The sequence below is a fragment of the Microbulbifer sp. MKSA007 genome (assembly GCA_032615215.1).
Taxonomy (GTDB): Bacteria; Pseudomonadota; Gammaproteobacteria; order Pseudomonadales; family Cellvibrionaceae; genus Microbulbifer.
In genome coordinates this window covers 3081567-3097518 of the sequence record CP128433.1, presented here as the reverse complement: position 1 = coordinate 3097518, position 15952 = coordinate 3081567, and the positions used below count along the sequence as shown (strand labels likewise).

General features: G+C 45.1%; 12 protein-coding genes. All 12 read left to right on the top strand.

Annotated features, from left to right (window positions below; translation table 11 throughout):
* Nucleotides 1-7: 7 nt before the first annotated feature.
* The 12 genes from QT397_16605 (at nt 8) to QT397_16550 (ending at nt 14932) form a co-directional block, all read left to right on the top strand.
* Nucleotides 8-943, top strand: coding sequence for a LysR substrate-binding domain-containing protein (locus tag QT397_16605; GenBank protein ID WNZ54512.1), 936 nt, complete (start codon nt 8-10; stop codon nt 941-943).
* Between the two features lie 176 nt (nt 944-1119).
* Nucleotides 1120-3294: a malate synthase G gene (locus QT397_16600; protein ID WNZ54511.1), complete on the top strand. Its 2175-nt coding sequence runs from the start codon at nt 1120-1122 to the stop codon at nt 3292-3294.
* 254 nt (nt 3295-3548) lie between these two features.
* Nucleotides 3549-4085, top strand: a complete 537-nt coding sequence (locus QT397_16595; GenBank protein WNZ54510.1) for a hypothetical protein — start codon at nt 3549-3551, stop codon at nt 4083-4085.
* 270 nt (nt 4086-4355) lie between these two features.
* Entirely contained in the window at nt 4356-5162 is an 807-nt protein-coding gene (locus tag QT397_16590; protein ID WNZ54509.1) for a hypothetical protein, read from the top strand.
* A 325-nt stretch (nt 5163-5487) separates the two neighbouring features.
* Nucleotides 5488-7176, top strand: a complete 1689-nt coding sequence (locus tag QT397_16585) for an FUSC family protein (GenBank protein WNZ54508.1) — start codon at nt 5488-5490, stop codon at nt 7174-7176.
* Nucleotides 7164-7667, top strand: coding sequence for a hypothetical protein (locus QT397_16580; GenBank protein WNZ54507.1), 504 nt, complete (start codon nt 7164-7166; stop codon nt 7665-7667). Before QT397_16585 ends, QT397_16580 begins: the two co-directional genes overlap by 13 nt.
* A gap of 271 nt (nt 7668-7938) precedes the next feature.
* Nucleotides 7939-9021, top strand: a complete 1083-nt coding sequence (locus QT397_16575) for an HlyD family secretion protein (GenBank protein ID WNZ54506.1) — start codon at nt 7939-7941, stop codon at nt 9019-9021.
* 40 nt (nt 9022-9061) lie between these two features.
* Entirely contained in the window at nt 9062-10522 is a 1461-nt protein-coding gene (locus QT397_16570) for an efflux transporter outer membrane subunit (GenBank protein ID WNZ54505.1), read from the top strand.
* Nucleotides 10523-10655: 133 nt separating this feature from the next.
* Nucleotides 10656-11696 (top strand): hypothetical protein, encoded by a 1041-nt coding sequence (locus QT397_16565; protein ID WNZ54504.1) that lies wholly within the window; start codon nt 10656-10658, stop codon nt 11694-11696.
* Between the two features lie 41 nt (nt 11697-11737).
* On the top strand, nt 11738-13777 hold the full coding sequence (gene asnB / locus QT397_16560; protein ID WNZ54503.1) for an asparagine synthase (glutamine-hydrolyzing): 2040 nt from the start codon (nt 11738-11740) through the stop codon (nt 13775-13777).
* A 284-nt stretch (nt 13778-14061) separates the two neighbouring features.
* Nucleotides 14062-14220, top strand: coding sequence for a hypothetical protein (locus QT397_16555; GenBank protein WNZ54502.1), 159 nt, complete (start codon nt 14062-14064; stop codon nt 14218-14220).
* Between the two features lie 151 nt (nt 14221-14371).
* Entirely contained in the window at nt 14372-14932 is a 561-nt protein-coding gene (locus tag QT397_16550) for a hypothetical protein (protein ID WNZ54501.1), read from the top strand.
* The last annotated feature ends 1020 nt before the right edge of the window (nt 14933-15952 follow it).

The window sequence follows — 15952 nt, the reverse complement described above, 5'->3', positions numbered from 1 at the left end:
TAGATGTATGCAACTGGAAAGAGCTGACCTGAACCTGCTGGTGTATCTCGATGTGCTACTGCGCGAACGCAATGTGACCCGTGCAGCTAATTACCTGGGGCTGTCCCAACCGGCCATGAGTAATGGCCTGAAGCGCCTGCGGGAACTGTTTGACGATCCGTTGCTGGTGCGCACCCGTGAGGGCATGATGCCCACGGAAAGGGCTCTGGAATTGCAGCCGATGGTGCGCGAAGCACTCTCCTCCATTGATCGGGTTATCCAGCCAAATCGGGATTTTGACCCCGCCAATACCCGCCGCACCTTCCGCATCATGGCTAGTGACTATGCCGAGTCCACCCTGATACCGCCGCTGTTAAAGCAGCTGCGGGATGACGCCCCGGGTATCAGCCTGGATATCATGACGCCCAGTGATGTGAGCTTTGTGGATGTAGAGCAAGGCAAAGTGGATATGGTGATCAACCGCTTTGACAGCATGCCGCAGAGCTTTCACCAGGCCACCGTATGGCGCGACAGCTTCTCCTGTGTGATGCGCGCTGATAACCCGATACTCCGGGATTACAATCTTCAGAGTTATCTGGAAGCCCAGCATATCTGGGTGAGCAAGACCGGTATGGGGGTGGGTGTCGGGGTTAACCCGGAAGATGTACAGCGCTTGGGCTGGGTAGATGAGGCCATAGGTCGTTTGGGAGAGAAGCGGGATATCTCCGTTTTCACCCGTCACTACCAGGTAGCTATGCTGCTGGCTGAACAGAGCGATCTGATCGTAACGGTGCCCACTCGCTTGGCCCAATTGGCCAGTGATAATCCCCGCGTGGTGAGGCGTGATCCGCCCCTTGAAATTCCCAACTTGGAGTTAAAAATGGCTTGGAGCCCACTGTTGCAACAGAGCGCCCCGCACCGCTGGCTGCGCCGTTTAATTCTCGATATTGGCCGCGCTTTGTAACGATGTTGCAGGTGGGCGCTGTGTCTGCGCGGTTCTGTCCGGGCAAACACACATCAACTGCTTTGTCATAAAAATTCGATCTATGAATAGTGGGAATTGTGTCTATAAATTAGCGGTATGTGGAAATGGCTGTTTAGAATGCCGCTATTCCAACAATCTGATGAGAGGCCCTGGGTATGACGGAACGAGTCCAAATCGGCGATCTGCAAATCGCACCAGAACTTTACAACCTGGTTTGCGAGGAGGTGATTCCAGGAACTGGAGTTAGCGCCGAAGCTTTCTGGGCCAAATTGGAATCTATTGTCCACGATCTGGCCCCGGTAAATCGCGCCTTGCTGGAAAAACGCGATGAACTGCAGGAGACCCTGGATCGCTGGCACACGGACAACCCCGAGGGTTTCCGCGATCTGGAAGGCTACCAGACCTTCCTGCGAGAGATCGGCTACCTCGCCGACGAGCCAGCTGAATTCAGTGCAACTACCGAAAATGTCGATGAAGAGATCGCCATCCTGGCGGGACCTCAGCTAGTTGTGCCGGTAATGAACGCACGCTACGCCCTCAATGCTGCAAACGCGCGCTGGGGCAGCCTTTACGACGCACTCTACGGTACAGATGTGATCAGTGAAGAGGGTGGCGTGGAAAAAGGCACGGAATACAACCCGGTTCGCGGCGCTAAAGTGATCGAATATGCACGCAACTTCCTCGATCAGTCGGCTCCGCTTACCTGCGGTAGTCACGCTGAGGCGGTGCAATACCGCATCAATGGCTCGCTGCTGGAAGTGGTACAGGCCAATGGCGACATCGCCACCTTAAAAGATGCCAAGCAGTTTGTTGGTTATTTGGGTGACAGCGAAGAGCCTTCCAGCATCCTGCTGAAGCAGCACGGTTTGCACTTTGAGATCCAGGTGGATCGCGAGAGCCCCATCGGCAAAACCGATGATGCCGGTGTTAAAGATGTGCTAATGGAATCCGCGCTGACCACCATTATGGATTGCGAGGATTCGGTAGCGGCTGTCGATGCTGAAGATAAGGTAGTGGTTTACCGCAACTGGCTCGGTCTGATGAAAGGCGACCTGAAGGAAACCATTAGCAAAGGCGGTAAGTCCTTTGAGCGCAGGCTCAATGCAGATCGTGAGTACACCTCCCCGAACGGCAACCAGGTTACCTTACCGGGGCGCAGCCTGATGTTCGTGCGCAACGTCGGCCACCTGATGACCAACGATGCAGTGCTGTTCGGCGATGGCCAGGAAATTCCCGAAGGGATTCTCGACGGCATGATCACCAGTTTGATCGCTTTGCATGACCTCCGTGGTGAGGGCCCGATCAAGAATTCCCGTGAAGGCAGCATCTATATCGTAAAACCAAAGATGCACGGCCCGGAGGAGGTGGCTTTCGCCAATACTCTGTTTAACCGAATCGAAGATGCGCTCGATCTGCCCCGTTACACAGTAAAAATGGGCATTATGGACGAAGAGCGCCGCACCACTGTGAACCTCAAAGCCTGTATTGCCGAAGCGAAAGAGCGTGTAGTCTTTATTAATACTGGCTTCCTGGATCGCACCGGTGACGAGATCCATACTTCCATGCTTGCAGGCCCCATGATTCGCAAGGGTGATATGAAGCAATCCACATGGATTAGCGCCTACGAAGAGTGGAATGTGGATGTTGGCCTGAACAGTGGCCTGAAGGGCAGAGCACAAATTGGTAAAGGTATGTGGCCAATTCCAGACCAGATGTCAGCCATGATGCACGCTAAGTTGGTCCACCCAATGGCTGGTGCCAACACGGCGTGGGTACCGTCGCCCACGGCTGCTACCTTGCATGCCTTGCACTACCACAAAGTGGATGTGAATCGCCGCCAGGAAGAGATTCAACATCGCCATCACGCCAAGCTGGAAGATATTTTAACAGTTCCGGTAGCGGCTGAAACTAACTGGAGTGCTAAAGATATCCAGCTTGAGTTGGACAACAATGCCCAAGGTATTCTCGGCTATGTAGTACGCTGGGTAGAGCAGGGCGTGGGTTGCTCCAAGGTGCCGGATATTAATGATGTCGGCCTGATGGAAGACCGTGCAACCCTGAGAATTTCCTCTCAGCATATCGCCAACTGGCTCAAGCACGGTATCGTTAGCGAAAAGCAAGTGCGTGAAACCATGGAGCGTATGGCTGCTGTGGTAGACCGCCAGAATGCCGGCGACTCCAATTATAACGATATGGCACCGAACTTTGATAAGAGCGTTGCCTTCCAGGCTGCTTGTGAGCTGGTATTCGAAGGTTGTGCCCAGCCTAATGGTTATACCGAGCCGGTTCTGCACCGCCGTAGGCGCGAGTTTAAAGCTCTAAATGCATAATTGCTGAGCTGGTTGAGTTCGAGAAGGCCCCATTTGGGGCCTTTTTTTATTTTTGGGTATCTGCATCAGCTATTAATCGGTTTTAGCTCTATTACCCTGCGCTAATCCAGATTGTCGCAGGTAATTTTGTTAGTTCTCTTCTGACTCTTAAGTTGTATTATGGGGTTTCGGTTTGCGCAACTTTCCATCTTTAATATTCATTATTGAGCTGGGTGGCTGAGGCAAAATTAGGTAGTGCATCTTAGGGAATTGCGATGAGCAAAAGGAAAATTCTTGTTCGGTGTGTCTGGGGGTTGGTTTGTGTCGGCTTATTATTTTCTTTATACCCCTTTGTTGAAAGTTTGAAACCATCTGCTGCAACGGATGGGCCTTTGACTGTTAGTGTTTATTCAATCCCTAAAGGCAAGATGAAAATCTATGAATATGAGGGTAGGCCTTTAGCAGTTTATCGGCCTACAGAAGAATATTTGAAGGAGCTTGTTGCTAATAATAAATTGACAAATGGTCCCTACTATAGTGAAGGGACTATTCCAGACTTTTTTGTTTATTATCCGCTGAGTACCCATAAAGGGTGTTTTCTACACGATTCTTCAGGATTTGCGGGAGATATACCGCTGCAAGGTTTATTCGACCCTTGTCATATGGGGTTTTGGGATTATTCGGGCAGATTTATTAAAAGAATCAATATGCCTGATGGGGTTCAGCTAAAGAATCTGGAAGTGGAAGATAATTATCGATGGGAAAGTGACGGTGTTATACGGTTTCCTAAAAAACAAATTGTGATTAATTAAGTTCTTAATCTGGGAATGCTCTTTGGTTGCATGTCAATTGATAGGCTGGGGTAGTGCTTAAGTTTTTATAGAAGGGCGATTGTCGATGTATTGTCACTGATTTTATGATTTTAGTCATAAGATATATCTCTATCGTTTAAGTTAGAATGAGAATATATTCTTATGGCAGGCTACTTTTTGGAATCCGACACTGAAGTTTAATTTTAACTTCACGTCGAGGCTCCAGCTATGTCTAATTCTCCGAATAAGCGATATCTGGCGGGGCTGATAATGTTGATTTCGGCTTTTTCCTCCTATGCCATAGCAGATGTTCAATGTGGAGATACGATTACTGATGCTCAAGAATTAAGTGAGGCCCTTTCCTGTAGTGAAGATCCTGCTCTTACTATTGAAGGTCCCGATGGTAAGTTAACCATGGTAGGTGATGGTTCGGTGGAGTGTACCGGTAGTGGCGCTGGTATACTTATGGCTGGATCTTATGCTCGGCTAACTGGTGGGGAACTGAGAGGCTGTGGAATTGGGGTGTCATTACGTGGGGATGGTTTTCATGCGGTTGTAGGGGTAACTGTAGAGGATTCAGATGATATTGCTATTAATGTAGAAAGTGATAGCAATCTTATTCGCCAGAATACGCTGTCAAATAGTAATAACGCTGAGGCGGCTGGAATTGATGTTTTCGGTGTGAGAAATGTAGTGGTGGGTAACAGCATCTCAGGTTTTCTTGTGTATGGAATAATTGCAAGTGGTTTCTTTTCCAACATCTCAAACAATAATCTGCAGGATAATGATTTGGGGATCGTGCTAGCGGAGCAACCAATTAATGGAATGTCGGTGGGTGCATCGTTTTGCGTTATTGCCAGCAATTCAGTGCTGGGTAGTGCAAGTTATGGAATTTTTATTGGTGGCCCATACGATTTTCCTAATCAGGACAATGTAATCAGTGGGAATACGGTAACAGGAAGCGGCTTAGATGATCTTTTAGATGATAATGAAGCCTTAGATTGTAGCTCTGGCACTAATATTTGGTCCGGTAATACCGCTGATACCGCGTTCCCTTCTTGCCTTAAGGATTTATAATTAGTGTATTTAAAGGTGCTGGGCGAAGATGGGGGATGGCTTGGGCTTCAGGATTGTGAGAAGAGAGGTTAGGAAGGCATGCCTAATCCTTTTGGTATTTTAGGCGTTTATTTTTATAAGCTGGCAGAATTTGTATTTCATACCAGTGGGCGGATTGTTAGGCCTTGGGCCGTTTTTGCTAAGCCCCCAGGTCTTAGATTTCTCTACCTTTTTATATGCCATACTCCCTTTTGGTTATCCAGCTTGTATTTAGGGTAGATACATATTGCTGTGCCAAAGATCAAAATGGTGAAGCAATAGTATGTAGAAATGGTCGGAGAAAGCTTTGCAGTTGTCTCGTAATGTTAAAGAGTCTATTAAGCTAGCAACAGCTTTAGTGATCGTTTATGCCATTGCCTTGGGCCTGAATTGGGAGAAGCCTTTTTGGGCTGGATTTGCTGTTATTGTCTGCAGTCAGGCGAATTTGGGGCAGTCTCTTAATCGAGCCATTTTGTGGATTTTAGGGACGCTATTTGCCTTGCTGGCTGGCTGGATAATCGTCGCATTATTTCCGCAAGATCGCTGGTTGTTTATGATCGCCCTATCTATCTGGGTATCTATCTGCGTCTATTTTTTACAGAGATCAAACTATCAGTATTTTTGGCTTACAAGTGGGTATGTCATCTTTTTGTTGTGGGATGTGACTGGTGGCGACTTCTCTATCTCCTACAAGGCTGGGGTTTTACGTATTCAGGAGTCCTTGCTCGGAATAATTGTCTACGGATTGGTAGCCGTTTTGATCTGGCCTAACTGTAGTCGTGGTGAGTTAAGAAGAGCATCTCTGGATTTATTGAGAGAACATCGTCGATTTGTGGATAATTGTTTTTCTCGGGTTAGAAGTGGCGAGAAAATAAAGATTAGGCGTAAAAAGCGTGTTGCTCTTTTAGAGCTTGATACGCGCTTACAAACAGCCATTGGCGATGCGAGCTCAGATAGTTATGAGGTGTGGGAATGTCGAAAGCAGTGGGGTCACTTTGGTCAATCTGCGACAGCCGTCACGCAGTCCCTCTTGAAGTTGGAAGAAAGCTTAGCACTCTCAGGTGATCTGGGTATATCAAAATTCCTTATTGGTGTCGACGAATACATGCCCGACATTGAGGGGCGTCTCGCGCAAGTGGAAACCGCCCTTTCAGAGGAAATGCCTGTAGATAGTGCCAATGGGAGAGTGGTTCGAGGAAATATTGAAGAAGTAAAGAGGTTGTCAACCTTTGAAACCGCTGCTTTAGCCGTTACTAGAAAATCCTTAAATGACTTGGAGGTTGAAACCCGATCTCTAATTGATTCAGTAAATGATATACAAACACGGGGTGACTCCTATTCGAGACAGGTAAGTAGTGATGGCATAGGCTGGCTTGGAGCTTTGATGCCCGACCCGGACAGGTTGACTAATATTGTCCGTGTTCAGATGGGAATGTGGATCGCTTATCTGGCATATCTTTTTATCCCTGACATGATTGGTGGATTGCTGGTTATATTACTGATAACAGTAATAGGTATTCTCGCCTCAATGACCCCTAAAATTCAATTGTTTGAAACCTGTGTTTTCACGATTTTAGTGTGCATATTATCGGCACCTATATATTTCTTTCTAATGCCGAAATTGCACGGATTTTATTCATTGGCTGTCGTGATTTTTGTATGGACGTTTGTAGTAAGCTTTTCCTCGAATAAGGTCTTTGGACCCCAGTCGATGATTCGAACCCTGGTTCTTATCTTTCCCCAGATTATTTTTAATTTTAACAACTCTCAAGAGTATAGTTTTGTAGTTTACACAAATTATCTATTTGTGTTGGCGATAATTTTTTGTATTTTGGCCGTTTCAAGAAATATCCCCTTCACTGCTCACCCAGAAATAAACCTGAAGAGAAGTATTGATAGGATTCTCAATAGTGCCGCATGGCTGGTGGTGGAGGGTGATATTCCGAAAAAAAGAGAGAATCATTGTTTTTCAGGTTATATATATTGTACCACCTGAATATTATTATGATCTCAAGGAAGAGAGTGTTCTATTGGGTGGAGGGCATTTCTGATAAAAAAATGCGGGGTATGACCAGAAGCCAGATGCAAAGCCTTATAGGTTTGGCTATGTTGATATCCAATCAGGTTAAGCTGTTATATAAGATAGATAAGAAGAAAATAAATTTTGTGGCTCCTAAAAGATTACTTCGCGAGGCATTTATATGGAGGCGGCTTGCAAGCAAAATACTTATCTATTTTTCTGGTGGCAACCAAAAGGTTGATATTGAATCCCTGCGAAGAGGTTATAGGAGGATATTTGAAAGGGCAAATATTGATGTCGGTGAGTTGATGGAGCTAAGGGAATGTAGTGAAAAATCCAGAGAGGGTGTAACAAACTTTCTTTATTTCTTGGGTGTTACCCACTGCATCAATAACTATCTGGCAGAGTTTCGTCGCGTTTCAGAATCTGTGGATTGGAAGGCTTTCTGTGAGGAAAGGTGTCTTTAATGTCTGTAGGGTTTTAAATGGAAAGAGTACCGCACGATATATCAATAGGCAGTTTCTATCTATCACCAATATTGGTGATAGCTTTGTTTGGTGTTGTTGCGGCCTTGTTAACCGCTAGGCTTTTGGATCGGTATCGTTTATCCCGATATTTTGCCAATCCACCGGTTGTTATTATCTCCCTCAGTGTAATTTATTCAATTTTTATAGGAAGGATATTCTTGGGAATATAGTAGTGGCTAGGTATAGAAAATATATTTTTACTGGAACAATAGTGCTTGTAGCACTGCTGTTACTTATTATCCAGTTCTGGAGATATCTCAATAATCCCTGGACCAGGGATGGAAAAGTGCAGGCGGACATTATTCAAGTGACTCCCAGGGTAACTGGACAGGTAGTTGAGTTGCCTATTAAGAATAATCAGTTTATTAAAGCAGGGGAACTACTGTTTCAGATTGATCCGAGAATATATGAAGCAGCCTTGGAAGAGGCCAAGGCAGAGTACGAGGAAGCTCTCGATACATACCGAGCGCAAAACAAGAATATTCTCGCTTATGAGGCCAGGATTAGGGAGTCAATAGCAAATATTGATCTGGCAAAAAGTAATATCGGCGCGCTTGATGCGGAAATTGCAAGAACCAAAGCTGAATATGATCGGCAGAGAGAGCTGCTACCCCAGAGAGCGACATCAGTAAGGGCATTGCAAGCGGCTCAGGCTGAGTATGAATCCACAATTGAGTATCGAGCGGGTGCAGAAGCCAGCTTGGTGGAATCTATGGCTGCTTTGGAGCAATCCCAAGCGGAGCTGGAGCAGGTTAGAGCACAATTGGGAGCGCTTGGAGCCGATAACCCGGGCGTTCGTGCGGCTTTTGCGCTGCTGGAGCAGGCGCGGCTAAATCTCGAATACACAACAGTTGTTGCTCCGGTTACTGGTTATGTCACCAATATAGATTTTCGTTACGGTGATCAGGCCGTCGCCAACCAACCTGCACTTTCTGTAGTTGATATAAGCACTTTTCGTATTGATGGTTTTTTTCGCGAAACTTTTGTTCGTCGGATCGCTCCGGGGGATAAGGCATTTATGAAGTTGATGGCTTATCCTCATCTAGAATTGGAAGGATATGTTGAAAGTATTGGCTGGGGTATTGCTCGCAAAGATGGAACTGCAGGTAATGACTTATTGCCAATGGTAGATCCCACATTTGACTGGATTCGCCTTGCACAGCGTATTCCCGTCAGGATTCATCTGACAGAAGTCCCCGAATCTGTGAAGCTTCGTGTTGGATTTACCAGCTCAGTGCTAGTAATGAGCAATTCTGCGGGCACCGAGCAAGATGAACCGGTGCAATCCCAATAGTTTCAGGAAAGGGTTAATACGGAGCCTACAGGGGTGTCTGTTGGCATTGCTGCTCATCTTCGGCAGTAGTTGTATGCTGGGGCCAGATTACCATCCCCCACCGGTAGAGGTCGAAAGTGAGTGGATCTATCAAACCAGCTCAAAACTGGATACCTTGGAAGCCGTTAACCCATTGTGGTGGCAGTGGGCATTTTCAGATGTGACGCTGGACGAATTAGTCTCACTTGCGATTGAGAATAACCTGGAGCTGCGTTCTGCGGCTCTCAGGGCTCTCCAGGCCCAGCAACAGCTAGCTATTGCAATAGGTAACCAGTATCCCCAAACACAGCAGCTTGAGGGACTTATTGATCGTTCAAAGTATGTTCGATCGGGGATCACTGGCAATCTGCAGACTGAATATTACCCGAACTTTAATTTAACCTGGGAATTAGATACCTGGGGGCAGTTAAGAAGGCTGGTTAATTCGGCCGCAGCAGATTTTGAAGCCAGCATAGCTGACTATGATGGTGTGCTGGTTTCTATTATTGCCCAGGTGGCGCAAACCTATATCAATATTCGCACAACGAAACGCAGGCTAGAAGTTGCCAGGGAAAACATTCGCGTACAACGTGAGGGTTTAAGGATCGCGAGAGTCAAATTTCGTGCAGGAGAGGTCAGTGCACTGGATGCGGAGCAAGCGCAGGCTTTGCTCAGTAACACAGAAGCCAGTGTGCCGGGACTGGAGATAAGCTTACAGCAGTTTGAAAATGCCCTGGCAGTCCTTCTGGGAATACCTCCTAATAGTTTGAGGTACATCGTCTCTTTTCCCTCATCCATACCTATGATTCCTAAAGTCGTTACTGTTGGTATGCCTCAGGATTTACTAAGGCAGCGACCCGATATCCGTGCAGCAGAGCGACGGCTGGCAGCTCAAGGTGAGTTAATAGGTGTTGCGAGGGCGGAACTCTATCCAAATTTTAGTATTGGTGGGGAGATAGGGGCTATCGATATCAATGGCGGTCAACTTAATGGCAGCAGTAGTGCCTGGGACCTTTTTATTGAATTTGACTGGAATCTCTTTAACTACGGAAGACTTCGGAGCAATGTCAGGCTACAGGATGCGATTTTCCAGCAGTTGGTGTCTGACTATCAGCAAATAGTTCTGTTAGCGCAAGCTGATGTGGAGAACGCTATTGTCGCTTATATAAAATCTCAAAGGCAATTAGTTCACTATGAGGTGGCTGCCCAGGCCTCCCAGCGATCTGTCGATATTTCCCTGTCTCAATATACTAATGGTCAAGTGGAATTTGATACTGTGATAACTACGCTGATATCAGATGTTCAGCAGCAGGATATTTTGGCGATAGCGCGAGGTGCCGTGGCAGCGAACCTGGTGCAGGTGTATCTATCGCTCGGAGGTGGATGGCAGATACAGCAGGGAATTCCACCATTTCAACTTCTTCCAGAAGATATTCAGCAGGAAATGCTAGAAAGAACACCGTATTGGAACAAGGTTCAATAAAATTGGTTGAAGATTCTTAGTTTGATGGTGGTACTAGATGTATGAATTTAAGTAACCGTATTGTAAGTGCTTTATCTGCACGCAGATTATTCAAGCGATAATTGTCCCCTCAAATTTGATTTAGGCTTTGGTTATGATGACTAGCGCTCCGTTCGACAAAGATACAAATTTGATGGCAAAAACTCTGGTAGAGGCTATCCCGGAGCAGGGTAGATACTTAGAGTCCCTGACTGGTAAAAGTCTTATATCGAGCAGTCAGCTTAATAGAGATGGAATATTGCAGTTACTCAGACTTGCCGCTCGTTGTGAGCTGGATAACAGAAAATTCTCATGTCATTTAAATAATAAAATCTTAATCAGCGCATTCTTTGAGTCGAGCACCAGGACGAGGCTATCTTTTGAAAGCGCCTGGCTGCGACTTGGAGGGAGTACTGTTTCAATTACAGATAAAGGGACAACACGTATTGGTGTCGGAGAGAGCTTAAGAGATGTTGCAGAGATGGTAAGTAATTATGGTGATTGTGTAGTTTTGAGGGATTCTTCTGAAGATTCAGTGAAAATTATGTCTAATAATTTAAGTATACCAATCATCAATGCTGGTAACGGGATAGATGAGCACCCCACGCAATCCCTTATCGATCTATATGCACTTCTTAAGTGGAACCCTTCCATTCTGTCAGGAAAAAGTCGAAAACTCTCCATTGGCTTAATTGGAGCGCCAGCTCGAATGCGAGCGGCGAGAAGCCTCTTGATACTCATGAGCTGTTTTCCTGAGTTTTTCTCAGGGGTTTTTGTGCTTTGTGATGAGGAAGAACAAGAACCGTTTAGGCAAGCGCAATTATCAATGCTTCAGGAAAAAGGTTTAAAAATAAGGTTAACGGATAAGATTGGAGATATTCTTCCCCGGCTCGATGTGGTCTATATGAATGCTATATCCCTAAAAACAGCGGGTCATAGAGATTTTGGGTCTGGATATTTTATAGATAATAATTCTCCTTTGAAAAAACAAGCTATTGTGCTGCATCCTTTACCCCGAATGGGGGAGCTTGATAGTAATCTGGATGATACGCCCCATAATTGGTATTTTATACAGGCAAAAGGTGGTGTGTACGTCAGAATGGCCTTGGCAATGGCTATTTGTGGCCGCCCTAGTGAGGTCGTAGACATTATCTAGCCTCTCCAGTCTCGAAATGGCCCCAATAAAAGGTATCGTCTATGTGCGGAATAGCTGGGATTCTTCATAGTGCGCGTACAATGCCTGTCGATGGTCAACTCCTTCTAAATATGGCTGCTATCCAGTTCCACCGTGGCCCGGATGGTGTAGGTTTTACAAATCCTCCAGGTCTGGGATTTGGGATGAGTCATGTGCGCTTATCGATCAATGACCTGAGTGATGAGCGCGCTTCTCAGCCTTATGTGTCAGAAGATGGTCGTTACTATTTGGCTCATAATGGTGAAATCTATGATTATCAGCGAATAAGAGCCAGATTGAGGGCCTCTGGAGTTTATTTTTTAAGTAAAAGTGATTCCGAAATTATTTTGCATCTTATTGCGGAGTTAGGTCTTGTTCGGGCTATTAAACATCTTCGAGGAGAATTTGCATTTGCCGTTTACGATCAAATGGAGGATTGCCTCTACTTGGTTAGAGATCGGTTTGGAGTGAAGCCACTTTATTGGGCTAGAATCAAAAAAGGTTTAGTATTTGGTTCTGAAATTAAAAGTTTGTTTGCCCACCCTGATGTCCAAAGAAGACTGACAGCGCATGGAGTGTATCACCAGCTCATTCAGGTATCGATTCCTGGAACAACCGCTTTTGAAGGGGTTTTCCAGGTTGAACCTGGGTGCATTACAAAAGTTAAGCGAGACAACACTGAACTGGCTGTTACTCAACATAAATATTGGGACATCGATTTTTTGGTTTCAGATGAGTATGCTCGTGACAAGTCTGATGAGTATTATATTGAGGGTTTGCGGGAACAAATTATAGACTCCGTGTCTTTGAGGCTTCAAGCTGATGTCCCAGTAACCTATTATCTTTCAGGTGGTGTTGATTCGGGTAGCTTGCTTGGGGTAGGGCAGTCGCTTTCTCAGCAGGATCTCACCGCCTTTACGATAGCGTTTGAAAATCCGGATTACGATGAGTCTCATATCGCAAAGGAAGCCGCGAGTGAGATTGGTGTCAGCCAATTCATAGTAAAGGTAACTGATGAAGAAATATATGAAAATTATTCAGAAACCATCTGGCATACCGAAAGGACATTTTACAATACATTATCAGTAGCTAAATTTTTGCTCAGTAAAGCTGTTAAGTCTAATGGCTACAAGGTTGCAATTACTGGGGAGGGGGCAGATGAGCTATTTTCTGGGTATCCTGCATTTAAAAAAGATTTTTACTTGTATGGCACATCTGAAGCTGAGTTGAATAAACGAAGAACCTGGCAGCAACATCTAGAAAGGAGCAATAGCTTATTTAAGGGAGCTATGCTGCCAATTGATAGTTATCGATCAGAGGGAATGGAACGGACTTTAGGATTCACCCCTACATGCTTGCAATCCTGGTTAAGCTGTCATCATCAAGCAGAAAAATTGCTTAACAAAGAGTGGCGCAAAGAAATATCTGGTTATGATGCCGGGAAGGCAATTGTTGATACGCTAGATTTATCACAACTTGAAGGTAGACATCCGCTGGATGTTGCTCAGTATCTTTGGATAAAAACTATGTTTGAGACCCAGATATTGGGCTGGGTAAGTGATCGAGTGGATATGGCACACTCCATTGAAACCCGTCCGGCCTTTCTCGATCATCACCTGGCTGCGTTTGCTATACAAATCCCACCATCGGTCAGGATTAGCGGAACTACAGAAAAGTATGCCCTTCGCGAAGCGATGAAGGGAGTCCTTCCGGATGTTCTATATAAAAAGCAAAAATTTGCATTCATGGCTCCTCCGGTAGAGACAGTTACCGGAGCTTGGACTTGGGTGCAACGAGTTATTGAGAAATTTCTCAGCCCAAAGGAGGTTAATTTAGCTGGATTACTGCGATACTCGGAAATAGATACTTTAATTGAAGAGTATAAGTTACCGACCCTGCATCGGTCAAAAAAGGTTCAATTGGATGCGATGCTCAATCATATCTTGGGAGTGCAAATATTGCATAAGCGTTTTATTGAGGCTGATCTGCCATTGTTGGCGCAAGAAAAATCTTCTCTTCTTGGTTGGAGTTTAGATCGTATGGTTAAGTATCGTAAAAGTTAGAGGCTGCTAGGGTGTGAGGTATATCTCACCAATTATTCAGGATATCCATAGATAGGAGTTTTCGGGTTAAACAAATAGACGCTTAAATCTATGGTAAAGCCATTTTTCTGTTATTCGATATCCTTATCACCGTGAGAGAAATCTGCTGGGTAGGATTACATTCAAGTGCTTCTAGGTGCTCGGCAGGCTCTTCGTGCGAGGATGAGCTTGATCATCTCAAGGTTGGTGTTAAGGCAAATTGCGCTGTAGAGCATCAGCTTTGGGAGTTATACTCTCGTGGGACCATGGATCAATGGACTCCTGAAAAACCTGTTAATGCTATAGATAATTTTAATGAATTTTATTATATGGAATCAATCTCAGTAAAAGATAGAATTAATGACAAAATTTCTTCTAAGTTTGGTGGTATCCCGACGGGTGTAGCACAAAATGCGCATCCTTGATGCGGGAGCCAATACTGTAGTAGTAAGTTCTGTAAAGTCATAGGGTACGATTAAGGATGGAGCTACTTTGATGACTGCAGCAATACAAGTAGTGATGGCAATAGAGAGTTCTGGTGGTTCCTATGTTGTGGCGTATAAAGGCAATTAACTTATGAAATATTCTTTATTTTTAATGGCAATATTAGTTTTAACTGGGCCAGTTTTTGCGGAAGATAAAGAGGTTCGAGATTTGATTGCCTCACATGAAACCAATCTCGCTTTTATGTACGATCTTCTTGAAAAGGGTATAGAACCAAATAGAGAGGCACAGTTATACACTAATTTACTAGTTGGTTGGATTTCTTTTGCATCTGTTGCTGTTAAATACAACATTCAATCAGATATGCTAACACCTCGCAGAGTGTGCGAAATGGCTCAGCTGATGGATGTGACGTATCCAAAGTTATTGAATTCCCCCAAAGGCGTATATCCGATACAAATGGTTTCTTACGCACATAAATCCGCTATTTCTTCGATGAAGTTGATCGCTTTAGAATACCGAATCGATTGCGAGGAGTACTTCAAAGCAAAAAAAATTTTAAAGGACGATTGGGAGATCTTAAAGAGCATGGAGATTCTTGATTTTGCCTTAATTATAATAACGTGCACAAAAGGAAACAGCAGCATTAGATATCTACTTTTCATAACAAATTCCTTTTCTAAGCGGGCTTGAAGTTGATCTTGTGCATGAATTGGTCTTGTGGACACCCATAGATAAAGGTAGGGGGCCAGCTGAGGCGCAGGTACCCCCCTTGGCGACTGGTTTTCATAAATTGGCACTAACGCGTAATGAAAGACCAAGTATTATGCCACGGATTTGAAAATTAAGGTTTTAGGCAAAATCTGAAAGGAATGAAGGCGGTTGGAGAGAGTTAGAATTAGCAGGGTGTTGCAGAAAGGTAGCGTTGGAAATTGCTGATACTTTGTACCCTGTGTTTCCCGATCTTGATGCAAGCTTGTCGTACGGTCTCTGCTGATCCAACCAGGCGATTATAGTGGTATACAAAATTACGACTGAGATACAATCAGTGTTTTAGTGGTATACCCAAGCGTTCGAGCATGGGGGAGCGTTCTCAGAAATGGAGCCGCGCTTTCTGGGATCTAAATATCGACCGCTTCAGCCCGCTAGTTCCAGGTAGTGCTCCAATTGAAAGGGTAACCCCTTACGCATGTTCGCCTCCTTCAAATGGCAGTAGGTCTTTGGGCTGCTCACCTGTGGTCGCAACATGAATACGCTGTTGAATGGAAGTGTGACTGGAATCTTTCGGGGTTTGGCCATTTTGGCTCGGATAGGATTGAGATCGACATAGGTCATGTAGGTGGCAAGGGCTCTCTCATCCGTCGAAGCTTGGGATTTAAAGCACGCCTCGGAAAAGCGGCCTGTACACTTGTATTCTGCATTGGCCTGGCGAGCAATAGGTTCGTTAGAGAGATAAGCTCGTTGAGCTTTTCCATTTCACTGTGATTAAGGGGGTGACCTTGAATACAGCGTTGAGCCAGTATTGATGTACTAAAAAACTCGCTGCCAGAGATGAATGACTTTAGTATCGGACCAAGCTTTGGCTGTATTTGAGTCAATATAGAGTACGATATGGTATATGATTACTCATTACTACATAGGCTGCAATATCAAGGGCGAAAATGGCAGTTTTTACATTCCGACCTCAATCCAGTGACGTCGATACTCATAGTT